Source organism: Nitrospira sp. (assembly GCA_005116745.1).
GTDB lineage: Bacteria > Nitrospirota > Nitrospiria > Nitrospirales > Nitrospiraceae > Nitrospira_D.
Map to the genome: position 1 here is coordinate 67,224 of SWDS01000008.1, position 21,495 is coordinate 88,718.

The 21,495-nt window shown below is 55.6% G+C and carries 25 protein-coding genes; 5 read left to right on the top strand and 20 right to left on the bottom strand.

What is annotated here, in order from left to right; genetic code table 11:
- Nucleotides 1-93: 93 nt before the first annotated feature.
- The 9 genes from ccmI to ccmA are packed head-to-tail and all read right to left on the bottom strand — an operon-like array spanning nucleotide 94 to nucleotide 7,072.
- Nucleotides 94-1,389 carry a c-type cytochrome biogenesis protein CcmI gene (ccmI, locus tag E8D52_12210; GenBank protein ID TKB67341.1) on the bottom strand — a complete coding sequence of 432 codons (1,296 nt, stop codon included), beginning with the start codon at nucleotides 1,387-1,389 and terminating at the stop codon, nucleotides 94-96.
- Entirely contained in the window at nucleotides 1,386-1,847 is a 462-nt protein-coding gene (locus E8D52_12215) for a cytochrome c-type biogenesis protein CcmH (GenBank protein ID TKB67342.1), read from the bottom strand. Before E8D52_12215 ends, ccmI begins: the two co-directional genes overlap by 4 nt.
- The gene (locus E8D52_12220) at nucleotides 1,844-2,371 is read right to left on the bottom strand and encodes a DsbE family thiol:disulfide interchange protein (protein TKB67343.1); all 528 of its coding nucleotides are present in this window, start codon (nucleotides 2,369-2,371) and stop codon (nucleotides 1,844-1,846) included. Before E8D52_12220 ends, E8D52_12215 begins: the two co-directional genes overlap by 4 nt.
- Nucleotides 2,368-4,359, bottom strand: coding sequence for a heme lyase CcmF/NrfE family subunit (locus E8D52_12225; protein TKB67344.1), 1,992 nt, complete (start codon nucleotides 4,357-4,359; stop codon nucleotides 2,368-2,370). Before E8D52_12225 ends, E8D52_12220 begins: the two co-directional genes overlap by 4 nt.
- A complete protein-coding gene (gene ccmE, locus E8D52_12230) occupies nucleotides 4,356-4,838 on the bottom strand; it encodes a cytochrome c maturation protein CcmE (GenBank protein ID TKB67345.1) in 483 nt (160 codons plus the stop codon). Before ccmE ends, E8D52_12225 begins: the two co-directional genes overlap by 4 nt.
- Nucleotides 4,822-5,007, bottom strand: coding sequence for a heme exporter protein CcmD (ccmD, locus tag E8D52_12235; protein TKB67346.1), 186 nt, complete (start codon nucleotides 5,005-5,007; stop codon nucleotides 4,822-4,824). The genes ccmE and ccmD overlap by 17 nt, the downstream gene beginning before the upstream one ends.
- On the bottom strand, nucleotides 5,007-5,762 hold the full coding sequence (locus E8D52_12240) for a heme ABC transporter permease (GenBank protein ID TKB67347.1): 756 nt from the start codon (nucleotides 5,760-5,762) through the stop codon (nucleotides 5,007-5,009). Before E8D52_12240 ends, ccmD begins: the two co-directional genes overlap by 1 nt.
- A gap of 9 nt (nucleotides 5,763-5,771) precedes the next feature.
- Nucleotides 5,772-6,440, bottom strand: coding sequence for a heme exporter protein CcmB (ccmB, locus tag E8D52_12245; protein ID TKB67534.1), 669 nt, complete (start codon nucleotides 6,438-6,440; stop codon nucleotides 5,772-5,774).
- An 11-nt stretch (nucleotides 6,441-6,451) separates the two neighbouring features.
- Nucleotides 6,452-7,072: a cytochrome c biogenesis heme-transporting ATPase CcmA gene (gene ccmA, locus E8D52_12250; GenBank protein TKB67348.1), complete on the bottom strand. Its 621-nt coding sequence runs from the start codon at nucleotides 7,070-7,072 to the stop codon at nucleotides 6,452-6,454.
- 176 nt (nucleotides 7,073-7,248) lie between these two features.
- Here ccmA and E8D52_12255 point away from each other — a divergent pair, with 176 nt between their 5' ends.
- On the top strand, nucleotides 7,249-7,800 hold the full coding sequence (locus E8D52_12255) for a DUF1269 domain-containing protein (GenBank protein ID TKB67349.1): 552 nt from the start codon (nucleotides 7,249-7,251) through the stop codon (nucleotides 7,798-7,800).
- A 77-nt stretch (nucleotides 7,801-7,877) separates the two neighbouring features.
- Here E8D52_12255 and E8D52_12260 read toward each other — a convergent pair whose 3' ends face one another.
- Nucleotides 7,878-9,005: a dicarboxylate/amino acid:cation symporter gene (locus tag E8D52_12260; GenBank protein ID TKB67535.1), complete on the bottom strand. Its 1,128-nt coding sequence runs from the start codon at nucleotides 9,003-9,005 to the stop codon at nucleotides 7,878-7,880.
- Nucleotides 9,006-9,381: 376 nt separating this feature from the next.
- Here E8D52_12260 and E8D52_12265 point away from each other — a divergent pair, with 376 nt between their 5' ends.
- The 4 genes from E8D52_12265 to E8D52_12280 all read left to right on the top strand — a co-directional run bounded on the left by E8D52_12265 (nucleotide 9,382) and on the right by E8D52_12280 (nucleotide 14,503).
- Nucleotides 9,382-10,062, top strand: a complete 681-nt coding sequence (locus E8D52_12265; GenBank protein TKB67350.1) for an FKBP-type peptidyl-prolyl cis-trans isomerase — start codon at nucleotides 9,382-9,384, stop codon at nucleotides 10,060-10,062.
- 238 nt (nucleotides 10,063-10,300) lie between these two features.
- Complete coding sequence (locus E8D52_12270) at nucleotides 10,301-11,617, top strand: nucleoside permease nupX (GenBank protein ID TKB67351.1); 1,317 nt, start codon at nucleotides 10,301-10,303, stop codon at nucleotides 11,615-11,617.
- A gap of 261 nt (nucleotides 11,618-11,878) precedes the next feature.
- A complete protein-coding gene (locus E8D52_12275; protein ID TKB67352.1) occupies nucleotides 11,879-12,115 on the top strand; it encodes a thioredoxin family protein in 237 nt (78 codons plus the stop codon).
- Between the two features lie 1,152 nt (nucleotides 12,116-13,267).
- Complete coding sequence (locus tag E8D52_12280; GenBank protein ID TKB67353.1) at nucleotides 13,268-14,503, top strand: hypothetical protein; 1,236 nt, start codon at nucleotides 13,268-13,270, stop codon at nucleotides 14,501-14,503.
- A gap of 136 nt (nucleotides 14,504-14,639) precedes the next feature.
- Here the strand turns inward: E8D52_12280 and E8D52_12285 are convergent, their stop codons facing one another.
- From E8D52_12285 to E8D52_12330, 10 genes are all read right to left on the bottom strand, one after another.
- On the bottom strand, nucleotides 14,640-14,918 hold the full coding sequence (locus E8D52_12285; GenBank protein ID TKB67354.1) for a hypothetical protein: 279 nt from the start codon (nucleotides 14,916-14,918) through the stop codon (nucleotides 14,640-14,642).
- The gene (locus tag E8D52_12290; GenBank protein TKB67355.1) at nucleotides 14,845-15,138 is read right to left on the bottom strand and encodes a hypothetical protein; all 294 of its coding nucleotides are present in this window, start codon (nucleotides 15,136-15,138) and stop codon (nucleotides 14,845-14,847) included. The genes E8D52_12285 and E8D52_12290 overlap by 74 nt, the downstream gene beginning before the upstream one ends.
- Entirely contained in the window at nucleotides 15,056-15,346 is a 291-nt protein-coding gene (locus E8D52_12295; GenBank protein ID TKB67356.1) for a BrnT family toxin, read from the bottom strand. The genes E8D52_12290 and E8D52_12295 overlap by 83 nt, the downstream gene beginning before the upstream one ends.
- A 1,114-nt stretch (nucleotides 15,347-16,460) precedes the next feature.
- Nucleotides 16,461-16,757 carry an XRE family transcriptional regulator gene (locus tag E8D52_12300; GenBank protein TKB67357.1) on the bottom strand — a complete coding sequence of 99 codons (297 nt, stop codon included), beginning with the start codon at nucleotides 16,755-16,757 and terminating at the stop codon, nucleotides 16,461-16,463.
- 93 nt (nucleotides 16,758-16,850) lie between these two features.
- Nucleotides 16,851-17,093, bottom strand: a complete 243-nt coding sequence (locus tag E8D52_12305) for a YgiT-type zinc finger protein (protein TKB67358.1) — start codon at nucleotides 17,091-17,093, stop codon at nucleotides 16,851-16,853.
- Nucleotides 17,090-17,407, bottom strand: coding sequence for a DUF4258 domain-containing protein (locus E8D52_12310; protein ID TKB67359.1), 318 nt, complete (start codon nucleotides 17,405-17,407; stop codon nucleotides 17,090-17,092). Before E8D52_12310 ends, E8D52_12305 begins: the two co-directional genes overlap by 4 nt.
- 140 nt (nucleotides 17,408-17,547) lie before the next feature.
- The gene (locus E8D52_12315) at nucleotides 17,548-17,958 is read right to left on the bottom strand and encodes a DUF393 domain-containing protein (protein TKB67536.1); all 411 of its coding nucleotides are present in this window, start codon (nucleotides 17,956-17,958) and stop codon (nucleotides 17,548-17,550) included.
- A 62-nt stretch (nucleotides 17,959-18,020) separates the two neighbouring features.
- Nucleotides 18,021-18,806, bottom strand: a complete 786-nt coding sequence (locus tag E8D52_12320) for a hypothetical protein (GenBank protein ID TKB67360.1) — start codon at nucleotides 18,804-18,806, stop codon at nucleotides 18,021-18,023.
- Between the two features lie 279 nt (nucleotides 18,807-19,085).
- On the bottom strand, nucleotides 19,086-20,276 hold the full coding sequence (locus E8D52_12325; protein TKB67537.1) for a TCR/Tet family MFS transporter: 1,191 nt from the start codon (nucleotides 20,274-20,276) through the stop codon (nucleotides 19,086-19,088).
- A 335-nt stretch (nucleotides 20,277-20,611) separates the two neighbouring features.
- Entirely contained in the window at nucleotides 20,612-21,217 is a 606-nt protein-coding gene (locus E8D52_12330; protein TKB67361.1) for an acyloxyacyl hydrolase, read from the bottom strand.
- Nucleotides 21,218-21,495 lie beyond the last annotated feature (278 nt).

Below are 21,495 nucleotides of genomic sequence, written 5' to 3' on the forward strand. Positions count from 1 at the left end.
TGACGTCCACCACACTGTCAAGATATTTCCCATGAAAAATCTCCAAACGAGTGTCGTGCAACTCAGCGAGAAATTTAACGGATGCTACGACCACTACGGGCGCTCTCGGTCAATAATGATAGTAATGTTTTCCGTCCCTGGCTTAATCGGCTGACTCATCCCTTCCAGATCACCACTTCCAGGCATTGCTTGTCCAGATTTCGACAATCGGGCCACGATGACCACTGTATCGATGTCCGACAGCTTTCGAGATGGCATAGGACTTGTCGAGTCATCGAGCCGGAAGGTGAAGGGTAAATCGTTCTTCGATGCCCGCACGATCGACACCGGCATTGGTGGACCGGCCACATCTTTCGCAAAAACAAAGAGTGTATCCGGAAGTGTTTTGCCGGCCAGGCTCGGCCCCAACACCACTTTTCCTGTAATCGCGCGCGACGCACCGGCCTTTTTGACCGGAGGATGATCAGACGGCATAGCCGATGAAGCCGCAGGAGCATTCGCCGCGGCCATCATTGGAGCACCACCCATCCGCCGTTTCGCGTCGTCGATAGCGGCCGAGATTTGCTCGGTAAATTCCGGTTCGGAATCGGGAGGCAAGTTCGCGCGCGCCCGTTCCCAATCTTTGACGGCAAGAACGAAATCCTTACGATTATAGGCCACGGTGCCTGCCAGCATCAGAGCCTTCACGTGATTGGGATCAACCTTCAAAGCCTTGTCGATCAACGTCTCCGGTTTGCCTTCGAGCTTGCGCCCCTGGTGAACTGCAAGCGCATCGGCATAATCAGCAAGCATATCCGCATTGTTGGGATTCAGCTTGATAGCCTTCTCGAAAGTCGGAACGGCATCAGCATACCGCTCCATGGCCATATAAGAGCGCGCCAGCATGGTCAAGCCTGTCGCATCATTGGGATTCTGCTCCAGCTTCTTTTTGAGCTTCTCGACCATCGCATTGAGCCCCTCGGTCATTTGGCGCTCATTGTCGGCACCGCCCTGAGCCGACATCGGTGACGCCGTCGGGTGCGTCATCGCGGCTGGATTGCCCAATGTCCAATAGAGCACGCCACTGGCTGCCGGAATGGCCAACACTAACGACAGTGCGACAAGCCGAATATTCACGAGCCCTCCGGACATCATCGATGATGTTTCGGTCGAACCAGTCTCCTCCAACACCCGGCGCTCTAGCTCATGTCGAGCCGTCTGATACTGGTCATCCGTCAACAGCCCGTTGGTGAGATCTTGTTCAAGCTCAGCGAATTGCTGTCGATACACCGGTAACGTTTTTTCCTGTTCATTAGTCAGTTGCGTTGGGCGCTTCAACAACGGGCGCACGATTAATCCCAGGACGGATACGGTCATGGCGGACACAATCGCCCAGAATGTCACGGTCATGATCGTTTCTCTCCTTCTGCCAAGAGTTGTTCAACTCGTCGATGTTCTTCATCCGTCACCGACACTTCGACCACCGTACGTGACCGGCGCCGCAACGTCATAACCAGCGCCGTCACCCCGATCGCCATTAAGACAAACGGGCCAAGCCACAGCAGCGTGGTCGTGGCTTTTAACGGCGGTCGATACAGCACAAAGTCTCCGTATCGCGACACAAGAAACTCGATGATCTCCGGGTCGCTCATATTCTTGGCGATCATCTCTCGAACTTCCCGACGCAGGTCTTCTGCCAGTGGAGCGCTCGAGTCGGCCAAGGTTTGATTTTGACAGACCAGACATCGCAGCTCGACGGCGAGATGCTTGAGTCGTGCCTCGGCGACGGGATCATCGGTCAATGGCCTGGCTTCCCCAGCCCACGCCGACCCGGATACACACAATATGATGAGCATCAACCATTTCATTCGGATTCAAGCTGCTTCACAAGTGGGATAATTTTTTGGGCGACCGTGTCAGGATTCAACGGCCCGATCTGCTTATAACGAATCACGCCCTGCTTGTCGATGACGTACGTTTCAGGAACTCCGTAGACTCCAAAATTGATGCCGACTCGTCCAGCCTCATCCACCCCGACAATCGGGTAGGGATTGCCCCATCGCCTGAGCCAGGTCATGGCTTCGTCCTGCTGATCCTTATAATCCATGCCATAGATCGGCACCTCACCGGACTTGGCCAGCTCCATCAACACCGGATGCTCGGTCTTACATCCGTTGCACCACGAAGCCCAAAAATTAAGCAGCCACACCTTCCCTTTCAGGTCTGCCGGAGACAACACTTTCTCACGATCATAGAGCTGCGGCTGGGAAAAATGCGGTACAGCCTTCCCCACCAACGGAGACGGAATTTCGCGCGGGTTGAGCGTGAGTCCGATGCCCAGAAAACCAACGACCACGACAAAGATAGACAACGGCAGAAGAAACCGATTCATGCCACTTTTCGCCTAGCCGTTCGCGTGGGTACAGGCACAACCGGTTCTTGCTTGCGCCATGCCAATCGATACCGGCGATCACTGATGGCCAGTGCGCCGCCCAACGCCATGATAAAACACCCGCCCCAGATCCAATCGATAAACGGCTTATGATAGAGCCTCACACTCCAAGCCCCGTCGTCGATCGGCTCTCCCAATGACACGTAGAGGTCACGCAAGAACCCCGGATCAATGGCCGCTTCGGTCATGATTTGATTCTGAACGGGATACCGTCGTTTCTCCGGGTACAGAACCGTCGTTTCACGGCCATCATAGCTCACACGGAACGTCCCACGAGCTGCCGTATAATTTGGCCCAACCACATCCTGAGTCCCATCGAATCGGAACGTATAGTCGCCAATACTTGCCGTCTCACCCACATTCATCCGCACATCCTTCTCAGATTCGAAGCCTTTCACCATCGTCACGCCGACGATAAAGACCGCAATCCCACAGTGCGCTACGAGCATCCCCCAGTATGATCTGGGCACCGAAGCCAAACGTTCGACGAGACTATTCCCGTTCACATGCGCCAACCGTTCACGCAGCCCAATCGCGGACGTCGTCACAATCCAAATCGCCAACAAGAGGCCGAGGCTCAGCAGGGGCGTCCAGTTCCCCAGGACTATCGGTAACGTGAGTGCAGAAACAAGACTGACCCCGAATGCCCACTTCAACCGCTTCGCCAAATCAGGCACACTCGCCTTCTTCCATTGAGCCAGCGGGCCGATTCCCATTAAAAATATGGCCGGAACCATTAATGGCACGAAGACGGAATCGAAGTACGGAGGTCCGACAGAAATTTTCCCGAGATCCAACGCGTCTAAAAACAAAGGGTAGAGTGTGCCTAACAGCACCGAGCCCATCGCGGCAACCAATAACACGTTGTTGGCTAACAGCATGCCTTCTCTCGACAACATCGCGAAGCTGCCACCCAACCCAACTTTTGGAGCGCGCCACGCATACAAGGCCAACGACCCACCGATGACGATCGCCAAAAAGACTAGGATGAAGAGACCTCGCTTCGGATCGGTGGCAAACGCATGCACGGAGGTCAACACACCCGAACGGACAAGAAACGTCCCAAGGAGACTCAATGAAAAGGCCATGATGGCGAGCAAGACCGTCCACACCTTGAACCCGCCACGTTTATCGGTCACAGCCAATGAATGCACCAACGCGGTTCCAGCTAACCACGGCATAAACGAGGCGTTTTCAACCGGATCCCAGAACCACCACCCACCCCATCCGAGTTCGTAGTAGGCCCAGCCGCTTCCCATCGCAATACCGACCGTCAAAAAACACCAGGCAACCGTCGTCCAGGGGCGAGACCAACGGGCCCAGGCTGCATCAAGGTTCCCTCCCAACAACGCCGCGATGGCAAACGCGAAGGCAACCGAGAAACCGACATAGCCCATATAGAGCATCGGCGGATGGATCACCATGCCAGGGTCTTGCAAGAGCGGATTCAGATCACGCCCATCGGGAGCCGCAGGAATCAGCCGTTCGAACGGATTGGACACGCTCAACATGAACAGGAGGAACCCCACGCTCACCAAACCCATAACCCCAAGAATCCGGGAACGTGTGGCTTCTGGAAGATGGGAAGAGAAGAGCGTGACCGCAAACATCCAGATGGTCAGGATGAAGGTCCACAAGAGCAGGGATCCTTCATGCGCACCCCAGATGGCAGCCAGACGATAGTGAAGGGGCAATTGCGAGTTGGAAGTCGCCGCGACATACAACACGGAAAAATCCTTGTCTGCGAAGGCATAGGCCAGGCAGCCGAACGCAGTGAGGACCAAGAGGAATTGGGTGCGCGCCGCCGGCTTCGCCACAGACATCAGCGCGGAGTTGCCGACCGCCGCACCGTAGATCGGGAGAATCCCCTGTACAAGCGCGACGCAGAGCGCGAGAATCAAGGCAAAATGACCGATTTCTGGAATCATAGCGACCCTTTTCTACCATCAGGAACAACAAGTGATTTGCTTTGCTGGGCACCGGAGGCCTTAGCCTTCGCCAGCGCATCCGCCACTTCTGGGGGCATGTAATTTTCATCGTGTTTTGCGAGGACTTCGCTGGCGACAAACGTGCCGTCGACACCCAATTGCCCTTGCGCAACGGCTCCCTTCCCTTCCTTGAATAGGTCGGGGAGAATCCCTTTGTACGTGACCGACACGCGCTTCGCGGTATCGGTCACGGTAAAATGGACGGTCAACCCATCATTCTCACGAACGAGGCTGCCGTCTTCAACCATCCCACCGATCCGGAAGCTACGCCCGTGCGGGGCTTCTCCGCTGACGACTTGCGTGGGGGTGAAAAAGAACACGAGATTGCTCTGGAAGGCGTTTAAGATCAGCACGGTCGCCACACCCAAGACAACCAACCCCAGACCAATAAAGGCAAAACGTTTATGCCGTGGTTTCATCGGTGTCTCCTAATAACCCGGCGCGCTGTTCGGCGCGCGCCGCAGCCCGTCGGCGCCACAAAGCCAGCACTTCCCACCCCATACAGAGCGCCGTGGCGATAAACGAGGTCCACACATACAGCCCATATCCGCCCATCGCAAAAAATTCAGACGCGCTCCCCCACTGCATCAGCGAACCTCCGCCACTTCCTGACTCACCGCCGGTTTCTCATCCCAGACCGGTAGCGAGTCCCGCTCGACCACGATGCATCGCACGCGGGCGAGAACGACGGCAATGCTATAGAGCCAGAACGCGACCGTCATGATGAGCATCGCCATCAACATGGTCGCCGCCATTTTCGACCCCGTCGACATGCTGACTGAGGCGCCTTGGTGCAAGGTGTTCCACCATTGTACCGAAAAATAGATGATCGGCACATTGACGACTCCGACCAACGAAAAGACCGCACTTGACCGGTCGGCGCGACGCATGTCATCGATCGACGTCCGCAAGAGCATGACCCCCGCATACTGGAATAAGAGGATAAGCTCCGAGGTCAGTCTGGCATCCCACACCCACCAGGCACCCCATGTCGGTTTCCCCCACATCGCTCCAGTCAGCAACGCCAAGAACGTAAACATGGCTCCAGTAGGCGCAATCGCCTGCGCCATCATAAAAGACAATCGGGCATTGAGTCCCATTCCAATACCGGCCCAGACAGCCATGACCACATAGAGAAACATGGACATCCAGGCTGCGGGAACGTGAACAAAGATGATCCGGTACGATTCTCCCTGCTGAAAATCAGTCGGCGCAACGAAGAACCCCATATAGAGCCCGACCCCCATTAGCGCCACCGCAATAACCGCGAACCAGGGGATCAGTCGACCTGCTAGGGGATAAAAGGCTTGTGGTGCCGAATACTTCGACCAATTCACGGTGATGAGATCCTTCTATTCCAACGCAATACGTATCGCCGCTGCCGTGGCCCAGGGCGCCAGAAAGAGCGAGAGCACCAGACTGGCCCCAAGGAGCGACAGATTTGCTTCGCCGCCGACTCCAGCCATACTACCGGTGACAGCGCCGGCCCCAAAGATCAATACTGGAACATAGAGTGGAAGCACCAGGAGGGCAACCAGTAGACCACTCCCCCGCACGCCAAGGACCAACGCGGCACCGATCGCACCAATCATACTCAACGTCGGCGTCCCAAGCAAGAGCGACAACGCCAACACTCCCAGGGGTTCTCCATCCAAGCCGAATTGGAGGCCGAGGAGCGGCGAGAGCAGTACCACGGGTAACCCGGAAATCAGCCAATGCGCGAAAACCTTTCCGGCCACCAGGACCGCCAAAGGCTGGGGAACCAAGACCATCTGTTCGAGGGACCCGTCCACATAATCCGCTGTAAATACTCGTGAAAGCGACAATAAACAAGCCAACAAGGCCGCGACCCACAGCACGCCGGGGCCGATCGTTTTCAACACCGCCGGCTCCGGACCGACGCCCAGGGGAAAGAGGCTGGCCACGATAACGAGAAAGAACACCGACATCGCCGCATCTGAACGACGCCGCATCGCAAGCAAGAGATCCCGCTTGACGATGCCACTGACGGCCTCCCACATACTGGAGCGGTTCATCCAACCAGCCTCAGGTGTTGCAGCCGCTCTGCGGGAAGCGCGACCTCTTGGTGCGTGACCAAGACCGCCAGTCCTCCACGTTGCACATGCGCAAGCAGCCGCTGCGTCACCACATTCGTCGAGGCCGCGTCGAGAGACGTGAACGGTTCATCCAACAGCCACAGGGGGCGCGTGGAGAGCCAGAGCCGCGCCAGGGTGACACGGCGCTTCTGGCCTTGCGAGAGCACCTTGGACGGCAAATGATGAATGGGGCGCTTCAGCCCGATCGCCTCCAAGGCTTCCTTTGCTCCGTTGTTGGAACAAGGTTCCCCGGCCAGAGACGTGGCACTCATCAGATTTTCCAACGGAGTCAGATCGTCCTTGATCCCGTTCAGATGCCCAAGATACGTCAGTTGCCCCGCATAGAGTTCTTTGAGTTGATGGATATCCTGACCATCCCAGAGAACTGAACCTTCCTCCGGGGGCAATAGGCTGGAGAAAATCCGAAGCAGGCTTGTTTTTCCACTGCCGTTCTCACCCACCACAGCCAACAGGGTTCCCGGCTCAACCTTGACATTGAGATCTGAAAACAGCCGACGTTCACCTCGACGGCAACTGAGTCCAACAGCTTGCAACATAAGGGCTACTCAACAGGAAAAGATCGAGAGTAAGGGAACAGAGCGTGGAAAAACAAGGGGCACAAAGCTCAGCTTGCACTCGGTATGATTGGCCTAGTAACTTGTGCCCGTCCTAGCAGCTGGAGCAGCTGCCAGGGTGAATACTGTGGGATCTCTATCGCTAAAGGAGCTGGATCATGAGCCAACTGGTGTGTATCGCTTTTAAGGACTCGAGCACGGCCGATCGGGTGCTGAACGAACTTCGGGCCATGGAAACTGACTATATCCTCGACCTGGAAGACGCGGTCATCGTCGTCCGCGATTTGGATGGGAAAGTCCATCTGAAGCAGTGTGTCGATGTGTTCGGCGGTGCGACCACACATGGTGTGTCGCTCGGCGTGTTGTGGGGAGGGCTGATGGGGTTGCTCTTTATGAACCCCTTGGCTGGCCTGATCGGCAGCCTCGCCGGCGGGGCGGGGGCCGGAGCCGTGACCACTGCAGCCAGTGAGTTTGGGTTATTGAGCGACTATGGGATTCCGGATAATTTCATCAAGGAATTGGGCAGCACGATCAAACGGGGCACCTCAGCCATCTTCTTGTTGATTCGCAGCGTTGACGAAGACAAGGTGCTGGCCAGGATTTCACCACACGAAGGAACGATTCTCAAGACGTCACTCAGTAAGGAGCATGAGGAGAAACTCCGGACGGCCCTCACACACGAACACAAACAAAAGATAGCCAAAGCCTAATAGTGCATCCCAGAATGACGTTCGTCCTTAGCGCGCAGGCTCGGGACGAACGTCAGGGACGCGACCTATCTTGACATTCAGCCCTTCTGCTTCCCATCCAACAGACAACTGACGTTCATATCCCCCATGACGTTGATCGCCGTGCGGCAGCGATCGAGAAACCAATCCACGGTCAATAAAACTGGGATGTATTGCACAGGCAGTCCGACAGCAGTAAAGACCATGGTCATCGTCACCAGACCAGCTTCTGGAATACCGGCGGCGCCGACCGAAGCAACAATGCTCGTCAGCACGACCAGCAGTTGCTGCTGGAAGCTCAGGTCCATCCCGATCATTTGCGCGATGAAGAGCGCCGCCATTGCCTCGTACAGTGCGGTGCCATCATTGTTAAAATTTGCGCCGACCAGTGCTCCCATGCTGGCGGACTGCTCGCGCAATCCCACGCGCTCCTTGAGCGCCGCGTAGGTCACCGGCATCGTGGCCGTTGAGCTGGCCGTCGAGAAGGCCATGACCAGTGCATCGCGGCCGCCGCGAATGAGATCCGCCGGACGCACCCACGAACCAAATCGGATACGGAGGAGGTAATACCCCGCCTGAATTGCGAGCGCGAGCAACACGCTTACCACAAAGATCCCAAGCGCCTTGAACGGAGCGAAGCCTTCCGTCCCCACGATACTCGCGACAATGCCAAAGACCGCCAACGGCACAACCGCGATAATCCAGTGCAAAATCTTGATGAGCGATTCCAGGAAGAGCTCGACGAGATGTCCGACCGTTCCAAGCGACCGTTCACGTTCTTTGCGGAGGGCCATGCCAAACGCCACGGCGATGAAGATGACACCGATCACCTTTCCATCGTCACCGAGTGGCCCCAGCAGACTCTTGGGCACATTCTCAAGAAAGAGAGCGAGCGGATTGGCGGATTTTGCCGTTTCGTCGTGCGGAGCTGGTGGCGTCAGTCCCGCCCCTTGTCCTGGCTGAATCACGTTTGCGACGGTTAGACCAACCGTGATCGCAACCAACGTGTTGAGCAGCAACAACCGTGGCAGCCGCGCCGCAAGTGGCCCACCGAGCTGCGTCGTCATGAACGTGTGCACAATCGCCGCGAGGATCAGCGCGGGCGCGAGAGCCCCGAGGAGTCGCAACACGAGCTTCCCCGGAACCGCGAGGACCGCCGCCTCGCTTCCCAGCAGAAACCCCACCATGACGCCGAGGACCAAAGCAATTCCAATACGCGCATAGAGCGGGACATTCTGCCACCGCGCAATCAGGCCTGTATTCGGCGTAGCAGTCGTTGCGTGATCTGAGGCCTTGTCGTCCACCAGCTGAGACTCCTATTTTGCCCTACTCACTGTTCTCCAGTGGGAAGTGATTGCCGAATGTACCACGAAGAAGACTCTTGCTGGGTCAGATGATCGGTGTGAGGGGAAACAAAACGATGGGATCACCTCAAACTGACCCCGCTTTCGTTTCTCCCTAAATTGTCTTGAGCCCTACCCGCAAGATCGCTTACCCTACATACGATCTAAGCCTGATTGATATCAGGCCTATCGCAGTCATACACAAAAGAAAGGACAGCTCATGCGCGTTATTGTTTCCTGTTTGGCAACCCTACTCTGCCTTGGAACCGCTGGGGCATTCGCGGCAGCCCCAGAGCTCAGGACCGAGGAACAAAAAACACTCTATGCGTTAGGATTGGCCATCAACCAATCGCTCAGCAATTTCACCTTGAACGAAGCTGAATTTGAAATCGTGAAGTCCGGCCTCATCGATGGGTTCTCAAAACAGCCCCCCAAGGTAGACCTCAAAGCGTTTGGCATGAAGATTTCAGAACTGCAACAGACCCGCGCTGCGGTTCTTGCAGAAGCGGAAAAGAAAGCAGGAGCCGCGTTCCTTGCGAAAGCCGCAGCAGAATCCGGCGCCAAGAAAACCGAGTCCGGCGCGATTCTCAAGACCATCAAGGAAGGGACCGGCGCCACGCCGAAAATTATCGATATGGTCAAGGTGCACTATCAAGGAACCCTGATCGATGGAACAGTGTTCGATAGTACCACCACCCAGAGCGAGCCGGTCATGTTGAGAGTGAATGAAATGAGCAAGTGTTGGGTGGAAGGGATCCAGCAAATAAAAGTCGGCAGCAAGAGTAAGTTGGTCTGCCCATCGAGTCTTGGTTATCGCGACAAGGGCTTGCCCCCGCTTATCAAGCCCGGCGCCACGTTAGTATTCGAGATCGAACTTTTCGAAATCATTGCTCCCAAGTAGCTGCACGCAACACGTTCGCACGAGGGCGAGCGGGAGCATATCCCGCTCGCCCTCGCGTTCTTTCCCTCAAGAGTCACCATGATGGTCACCTAATAGTCAACTCATAGGTGACCCCACTCTACTAGCCCCGACCTCTGCCTCTTGTCGCTCAGTATGAGTGCACACCACATTTGCTCTTGACGGCAACCGGCTCTCAGCGTAGCCTCCCGCGGGCTTTCATCAGAAGGAGAATTTGACGGTGGGAGAATGGCGCTATCGCCTCATTGCGGGTATCGGTTTCGTCACGATCGCATGGCTGGCCTGGGTCACAGGGACGCGCACTCGGCCGAACTGGAGGACCATTGGGGGCAGCGCGGCGTTGGCCTGGGGGCTCGGCATCGTGTCCTTTTGGTTTCCAGGCTCCCGCTGGCTCTGGAGCATGATCAACGATCTGGTGGTCGCCGTGCTCACCGCCTCCCAGAAAGGCACGATGTTTCTTCTTGGGCCCCTCGCACTTGGTCCTGGCCAGACGTTGCCGGATGGGACAGTTTCGATCGGGTTCATCTTGGCGGCGCAAGCGCTGCCGGCAGTCGTGTTCTTTGCCGCCTTGATGGCGGGTCTCTACTATCTGGGCGCCATGCAAGCGATCGTGGGATTGTTTGCCCGGCTCTTTTGCCGGACCATGGGCTTATCGGGAGCCGAGTCGCTCTCCGGCGCCGCGAATATCTTCGTCGGGATCGAGGCAGGCTTGATTATCCGTCCCTACCTCGCAGCCATGACGCAGTCGGAACTGCTCTTGATACTGACATGCATGATGGCAACCGTGGCGAGCACCGTCATGGGCATCTACGTGTCGGCGCTACAACATGCGGTACCTCAAATCGCAGGGCATTTGATTTCCGCATCAATTATTTCGATTCCTTGTGCGGTGCTCATCAGCAAGCTTGCATTTCCCGAAGATGGACAGCCTGTGACACTGAGCGGCGTGCCCTCTGACCCTACCGGCCGGACCTCATCGCCCTCTTCCGACAGTGACGCGAATTCGCCGCCCTCCAACCTCATTGTCGCGTTGATCGATGGTGCAGGACAGGGAATAAAAATGGCGGTCGGCATTGCCGCCTTACTGATCGTGTTTCTTGGATTGGAAGCGTTGGTAGATGTGGCGCTGGCACAGCTTCCAGCGATCGGTGGCGTGCCGCTCTCCATGACGCGAATCCTCGCCTGGCTGACCTGGCCGTTCGCCGTGCTCCTCGGTCTCCGGCCTGAGGAATGGCAGATCGGCGCGGACTTGCTGGGGTCGCGGTTTATCGAGACGGAAGTTGCGGCCTATTTCAAGTTGGCTGCCGCGCAAGCCGCGTCTCCACCGCCGCTCTCACCACGGTCCCTCACGACCATGACCTATGCCCTCTGCGGATTCGTACATGTGGCAAGCATGGGCATCTTTGTCGGCGGCATCTCCGCTTTGATACCGCATCGGGCAAAAGATATCTCGCTCCTAGGACTGCGTGCGTTGTGGACCGCCTATTTGACGACGTTACTAACCGGCTGTATTGCGGGAGTCCTCTCCTCTTCGTAGAACAAATCGGTGCTCACCGAACCCCTTTCTCCAACAGCGGAAAACGAACAACAGTATCCGACCCCTTATATTCTTTCAGCCTACCCATGCGAAACCCAGACACGCCCATTTTTGTATTGATTTCAATATCAGACTGTCAGTATGTTATTGACAAGTGGCTGGGAAACCGCACGGGCATGTTACCTTGAGCCCAACGCTGGTTCTACCCTGTCGCAGATACGTAATCTTATCCCAACCCATTACAACCGAGAGGAAACCATTATGAAAAGCAAAGCGATTTTCTATCACGCGGGATGCCCTGTGTGCGTCGCAGCCGAGCAAAGCGTTGCCACCGCTCTGGATCCGTCGAAATATGACGTGGAACACGTCCATCTCGGCACAAGCAAAGAGCGCGTGAAAGAAGCCGAAGCTGCCGGTGTCAAGTCGGTTCCGGCTCTGGTGATGAATGGAGCGGCGTTTCACATTAACTTCGGCGCCGGCATTGAGGCATTGAGGTAACCAGTTCTGCTAGCTAGCGGCACTAAGAGTAAGGGGCGTGCCTAACGGTACGCCCCTTTTTTTTTGCGCCAAACGGGCGCGCTTAGCCCTCGAGGTGCGAACGTTGCATGCACTGTTGACTGCGGGGCAACGTTCGAGTCACTTTGCCACCTGTGAGATTGCCGCCTCGGGGGGTTCGGCCTGAACAATGCCAAGCATTTCGATTCCGCGCCTAGCGATGAGGGTCCGTACTTGACTGTGCACCCCACTCACGTGACGACAGGATGCACGAATGCAATCCTCATGGGTCATGACTTGAGCTCACCTCTCAGGCACGCCGATCAACCTCGCCACCTTGGGAACAGGAAGTGCAAAATCAAGAACCGACCCCATTCTTCGGATCCTCATCGGATGTTGAACCAAAAAAAGGTGTGGCGATGACTACTTCATCTCAACAGGTGGCGCAATCGGCTTTTCATCATTGATTCCCACCCCATTCTTCTTCGGAGCAGGTTTGGATTGGCAACTTTTTACGAAATCTTCTGACTTCGCTCCTTTCTTCTTACCTCCAACACCACCATTGCCAATACAGCTCTATACATGAGTAGAGCTTAATGCATCTAGCTTGAAGATCTGTACGTCCCTAAACTAACGAGTTATTTCTTTGCTCCTTTTCCGGCGCTACCATCCCCTCCGCGCTTGAGTACGACCAGTTCCACGAAATGTGCCTGAAGAGCCTGAGAACTGAAGCCCCATCGGGGGAGATCAGTAGTTCCGAGGAGAAACAGTGAATCCATTTAGATACTCCCTGAATCGAAAAAGATTCACCCGGCAGGCTTCTATTTCTTCGGTAACAACACAATGTTTGGGAATTTACGTAGTTCTTGTGAACTCATCGTTGGTCCGTTCCTTGCTGAAAGGAACTCACATGAGGTTACACAGTTTCCTAATCGACTACCATCATGATCGATTGGACTTGTTCCAGTGCACATCTGGATTTCAGCGACGCTGATTGACGTCATATGACTTTCACCTTGAGGGGTGTTCGATGCGCAGCTCACTGTGGTTGGACGTTGGTGGTTGGTTGCTCTTATTGCTCACAGTCACGCTGACAGCCCGGTGAATTTCGGTGCTACACAACGCAGAAACGGGCAAGGTGATAAGTCAATAGTCATGCCGAACACCAAGTTCTTTGGATATACAGTCAGGTCAATTGTCGTGAGTGACAAACAAAGGAGTCGCAACATGGGGGATGATGGCAATCGTTGGGTACTGAAACTGGTCTGCCTCGCACTAGCAGTTACCGCCACAGGATGCACCACCCCAGTGATTCTTCAACAGAGAGTGGTTGAAGTAGAGAAGATCGTCCTTAAAGACACCGCAGGCAATATTCGTTTTGAAGTTACCGTTAAGGAAGACGGCAGTCTTGTGCAAACGCTTCGAGACAAAAAAGGAAATGAACGAATCGCTCTCATGGTTGATGCAGAAGGGGTAGCCAGACAGAGTTTATTTGGTGAGGATGGACAAAAGCGAGTGCATAGCTATGTTTTCCCTACTGACCATCCTCAATCCGCAGGAATGGCTGGGACAGACATTCTGAATAGAGAAGGCAAGATAGCACTTGAGTCCTATATCGATAGCGAACGGGTGACACGGCACATACTTCATGACGAGAATGAGAAAAGCGGTGTGCTTAGCTATGTTTTCCCAGCTGACCATCCCAAACTTCCAGGATGGACCGGGGCAGACATTCTAAATAAAGAAGGCAAGACTGCACTTCGGTCTGTTATTGATTCTCAACGAGTGGCACGACACCAATTGTTTAACGAAAATGGGGCAATCCGGATAGGGAGTTATGTCAACCCAACTGATCATCCCAAGATGGCAGAATTAGCAGGGACAGAATGGATAAACGGTAATAGTGGAGCATGGATGCGCATAAACACAGCTAAAGATGGGGGGGCCTATCATGAGTTTATGGACAAAGACAATAAAGAGCGCTTCTCGATGAACCTTTTCAACAGCGGGAGAGTTAACCAGCTTTTCAGCGACAGGAATGGCAAAGAGAGAATCTCACTGAATGTTTACACTGGTGGCCTGGCTAATCAACTTTTCTTAGACGCAACAGGCGTCACGCGATCTATTACCTACACGAACCAAGATGGGTATGCTGGGTTTGATTTGCTGGACTCGAAAGAAAATAGTCGGTTTCAGGCTATGACACTGCCAAACGGGAAGGTTGCCCAGAGTTTTATGGACAGAGAGAAAAATGTAAAAGCGTCAACGACGGTAACCAATGATGGCCAAGTCACTCACTATGTAGAGAAGGGTGCTCTAGAGACAATTTGGGATAATAGAGGCTGGATCATGTTGGGCATTGAGGCACTACGCAGCTATAACAACAAGTAGCGAGTGAGTCATACGGCAGTTCCTAATCTTAACAAAACTGCCACATGTCGAAGAAATTCAGGCTCAGATCTTGTATCGTGCATGTCTAGACAATACGGTTGGGCATGAGTAACGACCTGTGAAGTATAAGAACCACTCACGCCGCCGGACGAACCTTGACGGTCAGACGAACCGTCGCACCAAGGCGAGCGAGCATATCGATGAGCGCATCGGTGCTGAAGAGGTCGATACGCCCGCGGAGGAGATCACTGACGCGCGGTTGCGTCACGCCCAGAGCCTTGGCGGCTGTTCTTTGTTGAGGCCGCGAGCCGCGATAGGTTTCTGGATGTGATTCGTGAGCCCTATGCCGCGGGGGCCGCTGCTTTTTCCAATAATTCGTGGATGAGCGTCTGATAGGGCTTTCTGCGTTTGGCAGCCATTTTTCGCAACTGACTCAAGAGCCGTGGTGAAAGGCGGATGGCAATCAGCTGTTTCGCCATTCCGCTGGACGGTCGTCCTACCCGGCGCGCACGTCGAAGCTCCTCGGGCGTAGAATCCGGGATATCCGAGAAATCAATCTGTGCGTCGGGTATAGGCTTGGCGTTCCCGCCGACTCGCCGGCCGCGCGCTGATGATTCGGAACGTTTCTTTTTCATACTTCACCCCTCGTACGGTATACACCACGAGTAACAGCCGTTCGCTCACCGATCGACCGAGTCGTTTGAACCGGTGCTCTTGAGATGAATGTGCGGGGTCGTCCCAGTCGAGCCCGTTGCCATCGCCAAAGACAGTTGCCGCTTCTTCGAACGACACGCCATGCTTTTCAAAATTGGCGATCGCCTTCGGAACGTCCCAAGTAAACACCCAACTGTATATACAGTAATTGACATCTCATTACAATACAATCCACCTCACGTTACTACCTCCCCTGAGCACGAACCAAACTATCCCGCCGCTTTTGTCGTGCGCCAGGCAACTACGGCAACGCTGAGGAGCAGGAGCGAGGCCAAGATGGGTATTGACGTATGTTTATGCCATTTCACGTCTGTCATGTTATGTTTTGCGACGTGCTTTGCGTATTGGGGGTGAACCATGACTGTTTCTTGTGTTGTCATGAGCCTTCTTGGAGTGCTCGCTAGCACGGACGCGGTTTCATTTTTGCACCAGCTACAGCCAGCGCCACGCGGGATTGAGACGAAAATCGCAGCCGATCTTGATCAGAATAAGCCACTTGAAGTGCGCAGGACAAAGTCAGGACTCCGCTATTTTCTAGCCCCGCCTGCCCGATGCAGCTGTAATCTGCAAACACGTTACGTATGCAGTCAAGACTTTGTCGGCGAGTTACAGGCAGCACAAGAACGACAATCCACGCCTGAGCACTGTCCACCTCATGCTGGTTGTAGACCAGGAGAAACTCTGATCCACATCGAGTGCCCCAAGCCCTAGAATCTGTTGAGAGGACACTTAGGAGTCGAGAGCCTTTTCCACTCGTTACACATCTCAAGCAACTCCTCACCGGACCGTACGATTGGACTTAGGTTTTTTGTGCAAGGCGGTATCGAGACGACATGAGACGACACGTCCGCATGCCTCAGGATGCCTTTATTCATGATCAGACAAATCGCTCACGTTCCGCCTGAGTTGGAACGCGACAGGTGGCCGATCGGCCCATCCACCGGTTCCTGTGCCGCGCCACAAAATCATAGACCACATCACGGAGAGAAGCGGGCACCAACATACAGAGGTAATACAGGGCCACCACCAAGAGAGCTGTCGGATCACCCTCAACGCCGCCGTGGACTTGGTCTAGACATAGCCCGCTTCCAGCAAGAGGAAGGTCTGATAGTCCGTGGCGGATAAATCCAGGTCACGGAGGATGCGTTGCGCCTACTCGGACTGGAGTGTCCCGAACTTGAGCTGTCCGGGTCATAGCCCGGTGCCAGGCATGATTATCGACTTATATATTACAAGAGACAACTCACGCCGCCGGACGAACCTTGACGGTCAGACGAACCGTCGCACCAAGGCGAGCCAGCATATCGATGAGCACATCGGTACTGAAGAGGTCGATACGCCCACGCAAGAGATCGCTGATGCGCGGCTGAGTCACGCCCAGGGTCTTAGCGGCAGCCTTCTGTTTGAGGCCGCGAGCCAGGACAAGCTTCTGTATCTGGATCATGAGGTCCGCCCGGACCAGTAAATGTTCGGCCTCCTCACGGCGAAACCCAAGGTCACAGAACACATTCCCAGTGGACGGGGTAATCTTTAGTTTCATCGAGTCGACAGCTCCTGAATGAAAGCGACCGATATCTGGCATGTATAAAGGTAGGAAGCAGGAACTACTTGGCCGGCTCAAGAAGCCCTGCCATTATGCGCTGACTTTGTCCGGCAAGCTAATCACGGGAATACTCACCCGCGCTCGCCCGACCTTGCCCGTCGCTGTACACCGATCCATGAGTCGAAGGACCGCAGGCTTTAAAAATGTCTCCCCACACTGACTGCACACCTCAGCCTGCACGTTCTTAAATAGAAACAGGCGTTTCCCCCACCGATGGACATGTTCGATCGTTTTTCGCTTCACCGGGGCTTTGCAGAACGGGCAGGACTTCATGATCGCCTCCCTTTTCTTTTGCGCCAGTTCGTCCACAGCTTCGAATCCGGCCGATAGATCGTGATCAGGATGGCCGTGTTCTCGTGAATCGACCACACAGCATGCAACGGCTCCTGTGATTCCGTAAAGGCTAGCACAAGTGCCGAATGCCCTCGTGGATCGTCCGGATAATCTTCAATGATCTCGCTGGAGGTACTCGAATACGCCTGTTCAATTTCGTTGATCGTAATCTGGTCGGCATCACGCTCCTGTTCCGCATGCAACGTGACCCGATACCGGCCCTTTGTCAGGAGCATTCGCAGGCGTTCAAGCACGCGCCAACTTTACGCAAACTCACCGCAAAGTGCAATCGACTCGCCCACGAGGTACTCAATGAGGACCATCTCTGCGCGGCACCCCCCCACAGACCACGCAACATGACACGTCCGCTATTTCAGCCTGCCTCTATGCATCATCAGACAAATCGGTCACGTTCTGCCTGAGTCGGAACGCGACAGGTGGCTGCTTGCCCCATCCACCGATAGCGGTGACGCGCCACGAAGTCATAGACCACATCGCGGAGGGGGGCCGGCACCAGCACACAGAGGTAATACAGGGGCCACCACCGGGAAAGCTGTCGGATCACCCTCAGCGCCGCAGTGGACTTGGTATAGACATGGCCCTCTTCTAGCAAGAGGAAGGTCTGATAGTCGGTGGAGGGCAAATGCAAGTCATGGAGGATGCATTGCGCCTGTTCAGACTGGAGCGTCCCGAACTTGAACTGCCCATCTGGATCATGAGCAATCGCAAAGCCTACCCAGGCATTGCACCAATTGCAGACCCCGTCGAAGAGAATCAGTCGCTCGTACTTGGCCCATTCGTGCATGGAAGGATCAAGCTGGTCGTTCATCAACCGCCTCGCGTAGAACCTTTTGACGAGAACCTGCTTCAGTACCGATACCCGATCGAGACCACGGCGAAGTGGAACCAGCCGAAGGCGAACCGCTCACCGTTATCCACCCCGCCTTCAAACGTGCGATATCCCGCCGAGACAGACCAATGATCGGTGAGATCATGGCGGATCTTCGCGGCGGCATCGAAGGCACGCCCTTGCGGAGCCACGAGCCCGTCAACATCCACCACGGCCATCCAACGCGGCGCGAAGCGATATTCCGCATTCACGCTCAGCAGCGGCACGAAGCCGATGTTACTATCAGTGGCTGTCGAGCCGGCTTGCCTCAACTCCACTTTGGCGTCGCGAATGAAGGCCGTGGCGCCGGCACTCAACCGCCACATTGATGATTCGTAGAAGAGATAGCGATAGGTCACTCGGTAGGAGTCAAACTTGTAGTCCGATTCCACGGGAGCACCGGGCGCAAAGCTGCCACCTGCGAACAACACCGGTGTGGCAAACGACCCGGCCCCGGAGAAGTCAAGCGGCTGATAGACAAAGCGAAGCGCATGCCGTCGGCCCGGGTGCCATGTCGCTTCCACCCGTCGTTGCACGATCGGGGTGCTGTCCTGAATGTCAGTAAGCGAGAAACGTGTCCCGACCGCTGAATCAGGAATGTGAATCTCGTTCCGACCCTGCCAGATCGCACCAGTTTCAAATTCGATCTGAAACCGTCGCGGGCTCGTCTCGGGATCAGCCGCTGCACACGGAGCCTCACTCCCGACAAGACAGGCGATGACTGCCGACACGGCAACAGCCCGTCTTACAGTGACTTTGAGCATAGGGAAGATCCTCCGTCGAATACCCGCATATACATTCCGTGCTCAGGCGATCACGCTATGGCAACAGTGGGGCTTCCGAGTCTCTGTTCATTATACTAACACCCCTCACTCTTCTTCCCACTCGGCTCCCAGAAGGTTGGAGCTCTATTCATGAACAGAGAGCGGGGAACCGGAGATGCTGTTCAGCAAGGAGGTTATCGAGACCATGAGACCTGCGTTTTAATTCGATCGTCAGACACAGCACACAAATCGCACCCAGAATCGGCGCAAGCCGCTTGTCTATGATCCGCCTGCTTTCGTCGTTCTCCAGGCAATCATCGCCGCGCTGAGGAGCATGAGCGAGGCGAGGATAAAGGGCGCGCCGGGAAGATCCAGGGAAGTGCTGAGGGTTGAGTGCTGAGTGCCGGCAGAGGAGTCGGATCGGATGAAGAAGGCGAAGGTCTGCGTGAAGAGGGTCGGCCCGATGAGGCCGGTCACACCGTTGATGCTGGCGATGGCGCCCTGCAGCTGGCCCTGCTCTGAACTGCTGATGTGGCGTGTCATGAGCGATTGATTCGCCGGACCGGCAAGTCCCCAGAAGGCCATCACGGGAATACCAAGACAGAAGATCCAGCCTTCCGGTGCGATGCCATAGACAGAGAAACCAATTGCTCCGCAGAGTAGACCGATCACCACTGTCCTACGTTCGCCGAACCGGGCGGTGATCGGTCGGATCAGTCCGCCTTGCACGATCATCGCAGCGACGCCGACGCCCGCCATCATGAGCCCCACGCTCGCAGGTCCCCATCCATAGCGATAGCCCATATACAGGACCGACACGCTCGGGAGCACCGCATGGGCCAGATACCCGAAGAACGCAACCGTTGCGAGGCCAAAGAGTTCGTGGTGTGAGCGTAACAACACGAGCGAGCCGACAGGATTGGCCCGCGCCCACTTGAACGGCATCCGCTTATCAGGTGGTAGGGATTCAGGAAGCACGAAAAATCCATAACAGGCGTTCATAAGACTGAGTGCGGCCGCGCCCCAGAACGGCAACCGTGGATCGATCGCGCCGAGCCAACCGCCTAGGGCGGGACCGAAGATAAACCCCAAGCCAAAGACCATGCCGATCTTGCCGAATGCCGCCGCGCGCTGCTCCTGCGGCGTGACATCGGCGATGTACGCACCGGCGGTGCTGAAGCTGGAGGAGGCCATCCCGGAGATGACGCGGCCCACAACAAGCCAGGCGACGGTCGGCGCAAGCGCCATCACGATGTAGTCGAGTCCCAAGCCCATATTGGACAGCAGGATGACCGGTCGACGGCCGAATCGATCGGACAGGGCACCCTGAATCGGCGAGCAGAAGAACTGCATGAAGGCCCAGGCCGTCCCCATCAACCCATAGAGGACGGCTGCCTGCGCCGTATCGCCGGAGAGAAATTCCTCGACAAGTTTCGGCAACACCGGGATGATGATGCCGAACGACAACATGTCGAGCAGCACGGTGACGAGGATGAAGAGCACCGCAGCTTGGCGCGGCGCGGTCGAAGCAGGCGTGTGGTCTATCACCGCCGCATCCTAGCAGACTTTGCCCCACACAGCCTCGCGGTATGGCGCACCGACCAGCTCTATGCCTGCCGACGTTGAATCCAATGAAGTCAGGCGGGGTCGGATGAAACAGCACAGTTTCAAAAATGGTTCGGGCGCGCTTTTATCAGTATTGTCGATGCAGGCTATCGGCTCGCTCGCGGATGAGACATGGCAACATCCTGCCCATTCATGCATTCCTGACTCAACTGCGGCGGGAAGGCCTCTACTTCTAGTGCTCAGAAAACCTTCGTAGAGACTCCAATAAACGGCAGCAGGTAATTGACCCCGCCGTTTGGACTACCCGTGTCGGCATTGGAGATGTGGCTGAAGCGGACTCCGGCATTGAGCGCCCATTGTGTGGTCAAATCATAGGTTGCGCCCGCACCGCCCCAGACCAAAAAATTGAAGTCCGACCCTTGCTCGGGAATGCGACCGTCGAAGTTGGTCCAGAGTGGCCCACCACCACCTTCGATGTAGGGCTTCAGGGGACCAAACGAGGTGAAGGTATAGACCACCTTGGGCGTAACTCCTAGGCCATAGGCACTGGTGGGTTCCGCAATCCCCAAGAACGCTGCCTCAACCCCAAGGGCGACAGAACCACTCCACCATTCATGACTGGTAGGACTCCTGACTACGATCTGCCAATACGGATGGACCGACACTCCGTTAAGTTTGGACGACTGCCCCTCCATGAATCGCACCGGTACCATGCCGCCGACCACAACGCCTACTGTCTGTCGTTCACTGATAGCGGGAGATGCCTCTTGAGCCGAAGCCAGAGGCACCCACGCCAGACTCGCGCACAACCACACCGCCATTGCGCCAAACAGGTGAATAAACATCGATCTCCAACCTCCAGTTTGCAAAAGTCTCCAACCCTACATCACAAGCGAGTTTCGCAAGGCCGACCCAGCAAAGGAATCAGAACTTTTGTACGTTATAACACGGACTGGAATCAGACAAGGATTGTCGGACTTTCACTCGACTGGTCTGAACGAGACGCCAAAGGATCCACCGTGCCCCCTACGCTCGTGCCCCGAGGTGCCGCGTCACAGCCGCCTCAAAAAAGAATAGCGGTGATTGCTGAGTGAGAACGAAGTAATCAAAAGGAACAGAGACT

Coding starts and splice junctions, on each gene's coding strand:
- ccmI (TKB67341.1), bottom strand. CDS start 1,389: ATGACCGTGACATTCTGGGCGATTGTGTCCGCCATGACCGTATCCGTC.
- E8D52_12215 (TKB67342.1), bottom strand. CDS start 1,847: ATGAAATGGTTGATGCTCATCATATTGTGTGTATCCGGGTCGGCGTGG.
- E8D52_12220 (TKB67343.1), bottom strand. CDS start 2,371: ATGAATCGGTTTCTTCTGCCGTTGTCTATCTTTGTCGTGGTCGTTGGT.
- E8D52_12225 (TKB67344.1), bottom strand. CDS start 4,359: ATGATTCCAGAAATCGGTCATTTTGCCTTGATTCTCGCGCTCTGCGTC.
- ccmE (TKB67345.1), bottom strand. CDS start 4,838: ATGAAACCACGGCATAAACGTTTTGCCTTTATTGGTCTGGGGTTGGTT.
- ccmD (TKB67346.1), bottom strand. CDS start 5,007: ATGCAGTGGGGGAGCGCGTCTGAATTTTTTGCGATGGGCGGATATGGG.
- ccmB (TKB67534.1), bottom strand. CDS start 6,440: ATGTGGGAGGCCGTCAGTGGCATCGTCAAGCGGGATCTCTTGCTTGCG.
- ccmA (TKB67348.1), bottom strand. CDS start 7,072: ATGTTGCAAGCTGTTGGACTCAGTTGCCGTCGAGGTGAACGTCGGCTG.
- E8D52_12255 (TKB67349.1), top strand. CDS start 7,249: ATGAGCCAACTGGTGTGTATCGCTTTTAAGGACTCGAGCACGGCCGAT.
- E8D52_12260 (TKB67535.1), bottom strand. CDS start 9,005: ATGGTGGGGTTTCTGCTGGGAAGCGAGGCGGCGGTCCTCGCGGTTCCG.
- E8D52_12265 (TKB67350.1), top strand. CDS start 9,382: ATGCGCGTTATTGTTTCCTGTTTGGCAACCCTACTCTGCCTTGGAACC.
- E8D52_12275 (TKB67352.1), top strand. CDS start 11,879: ATGAAAAGCAAAGCGATTTTCTATCACGCGGGATGCCCTGTGTGCGTC.
- E8D52_12280 (TKB67353.1), top strand. CDS start 13,268: ATGCCGAACACCAAGTTCTTTGGATATACAGTCAGGTCAATTGTCGTG.
- E8D52_12290 (TKB67355.1), bottom strand. CDS start 15,138: ATGAAAAAGAAACGTTCCGAATCATCAGCGCGCGGCCGGCGAGTCGGC.
- E8D52_12300 (TKB67357.1), bottom strand. CDS start 16,757: ATGAAACTAAAGATTACCCCGTCCACTGGGAATGTGTTCTGTGACCTT.
- E8D52_12305 (TKB67358.1), bottom strand. CDS start 17,093: ATGAAGTCCTGCCCGTTCTGCAAAGCCCCGGTGAAGCGAAAAACGATC.
- E8D52_12315 (TKB67536.1), bottom strand. CDS start 17,958: ATGCACGAATGGGCCAAGTACGAGCGACTGATTCTCTTCGACGGGGTC.
- E8D52_12320 (TKB67360.1), bottom strand. CDS start 18,806: ATGCTCAAAGTCACTGTAAGACGGGCTGTTGCCGTGTCGGCAGTCATC.
- E8D52_12325 (TKB67537.1), bottom strand. CDS start 20,276: ATGTTGTCGTTCGGCATCATCATCCCGGTGTTGCCGAAACTTGTCGAG.
- E8D52_12330 (TKB67361.1), bottom strand. CDS start 21,217: ATGTTTATTCACCTGTTTGGCGCAATGGCGGTGTGGTTGTGCGCGAGT.